Source organism: Paenibacillus sp. OT2-17, assembly GCF_009827695.1.
Taxonomy (GTDB): domain Bacteria; phylum Bacillota; class Bacilli; order Paenibacillales; family Paenibacillaceae; genus Paenibacillus; species Paenibacillus polymyxa_B.
Window position 1 is genome coordinate 1 of sequence record NZ_WUDQ01000542.1, and the last position, 2,514, is coordinate 2,514.

A 2,514-nucleotide genomic window follows, 5' to 3' on the forward strand; every position below is an offset into this window, starting at 1 on the left:
GACTACGCCCTGCATTGCTGCCGAGCTTTTTCTTCTGCACTCATTCCCTTCGCAGGGTCTTCCCATGCACCACGACGGTAGCCATTAATGCTCTCCGATCCGTCCCAGCGATTCTTGTTGCGGTCCGCGTTATAATGATCTCCAATGAAAAAAATACTATTGCCTGCTTTTACATACTGCTCCATTGCAGCCTGTTCGCTCTGTTTAAAAGGAATATTTGGCTCTGCCGTAACAAATACATCATAATTCTTTAGATCATTGTAAGTAATAGGCGTAGATTGGCGAAGCTCGTGTACATCATAGCCATTGCTCGCGAGGGCTTGGCCGAAGTCTGAAAATCCACCATCAATCACCCAATCTGCTGCGCCAGCTGTCTGTCCATGTGTATTATCAAACAGCACTTTTTTACCAGCGTTCTCATTGACCACTTTCGCAGCAATGAAGGGGGCTGGGTCCGCCGGACCTTCTGCCCGTACCGGTTGTATGCTGCCCGCAACACCAGCGTACAACGATAAAGTGAAAACCATAGCAGTTGCGTATTTGAAGCTACGGGATGTAAAGCGACGAAAGATTCCCATTATTCTCCTCCTGTTTGTTGGTTTAAAGCCCCTCTGGGGGGCATCAGATACAAATTTTAGCATTCATTTATGTTCGAATATGCATTGTTTTGTAAATCTTTAGGAATAATGAATAGGAAGTAAATTCCAATAAAAGAGATACACCGTATGCAGCAATGTGAGTACCGCAAATAGGATTTTCCCAGCAGCCCGGGGTCTCCTTTCCCCTGTAATCAGCTTTGCGCCATTCACGATCAATACCCATACGGCAATGAGAGCTGAAATGAGCGGTAACGTGCAAATTCCCCAGATATACCAGGCGGAATAGCCATACACGATCTGATTGTTACCATAGATGACCTGCACCCCGAGAAAAATCGAATTTAGTGACGCAATGAATGCAAGGTTGGACGAAATGTGATTATTCGTTTTACGGATATCTCTGATCACATATCTTACGATCCAAATCAGCAAGGTTGTGATGAAAAATAAGGAGGCGGCAGCGTAGCTGACAAGCAGAGTCCAGGTACGGTGCCAAAGTGTCGTCTGCTTCATGGTCTTACTGTCTGGGGCAACCATCATCCAAGTACCGTTTTCCTGATACAGCAAAATTTTAAGCTGGCCCCCCTTTTCCACAAACAATCCATCACCTGCTGCTTGAAACACTTTGTCTGTTGCTTCATTCTCATTTGGGTGTTTTCCTTTAACAATTAACGTATGATCATCTTGAATCCGCACGGTGTATGTAATGCTTCCCAGTATCCGAATCCATTTTCCCCAACCATGAACAGGATTAGAATCCACCTGATATACGCCCTCGATCTCTGGCGAAAGTTTCACTTGTGTGGAAGAGCGAGCTAGTGACTGCGAAACGGCCTGCGGCTCTGAGGGCAGCATTTGGGCTATCGCATGGATGACTTTTCCATGAAGCAGGGTGTCCGTGTCAGCTGAATTAATGATCACAAAAATACCAATCTTTTGGGACGGAATCAATACCATCTCAGAAATAAAATCATCAATCTCCCCGGTAGCCCACAGCATAGGTACTCCCGTCTCCAAATGACCACGAAAAAATCCGTAGCCCACGCCATCCAGGCGTGCATCGACTGCAAATTGCTGCGCATGCATCACTTTTACCGTAGGTGGCTGGAGCACCACTTTGCCCTCATACTTGCCTTGGTTTAAATGAGTGATCAGATAATGGGAAAACTCGTTGGGTGTGACGTTCAACGCTCCTGCTCCCGGCAGATTGATATACGACAAAGGCTGTTTCAAATACGCTCCATCCTTCCACTGATACGACTGGGCCAGTGCAGGATGATTTAACGGCAATTCCAGTGTCGCGCTGGGCATATTCATCGGCTGGAACAGATGTGTACGGAGGTAATCATTCAGTCCCTGACCGCTTACTTGCTCCACGATATTACCGATCAGACCGTAGGCGACATTGCTGTAATCATACTGAATTCCAGGTTTGCGGATGGGAGGCTGATTTTGAAAATACGTGCTGAGATACTGCTCTGTGGGCAAAACGCCTGCCCGAGTCGAGCTGTTAATGTTGTACAGCGCTTCATCCAATCCCGAGGTATGTGTCAAAAGCTGATGCAAATTGAAAGGCTGATTTTGGTATTGCGTAGCTTTATAGCTGTGGAGATAGCTGTTCACGTCTTCATTCAAATCAAGCTTATTTTGCTCAACCAGCTGCATCGTGGCGCTTGCACTAAATGATTTGGTTAGAGATCCGACACGAACAATGGTCTTTGCTGGATCGAATGCCACTTTCCGCTCCATATCTGCATATCCATAGCCTTTACTAAAAAGGATTTGGTTTTCCTGGGTCACGACGACTGCAGCCCCCGGAATATGCAATTTTTCCAATTCTGTACTCATAATATTGTCCACTGTTTTTTCCAATGAATCTGGTGTTATGCTGTCTGTCGCCCATGCCGAAGCAATG

Annotated in this window: 1 protein-coding gene and 1 pseudogene; both read right to left on the bottom strand. The window is 46.2% G+C overall.

Going from position 1 to position 2,514, the window contains the following annotated elements:
* Positions 1-578, bottom strand: a pseudogene (locus GRP75_RS24310) (endonuclease); the annotation flags it as partial.
* 99 nt (positions 579-677) lie between these two features.
* Positions 678-2,514, bottom strand: a 1,837-nt coding sequence (locus tag GRP75_RS24315) for a serine hydrolase domain-containing protein (RefSeq protein ID WP_160790600.1), incomplete at its 5' end; no start/stop codon positions are given.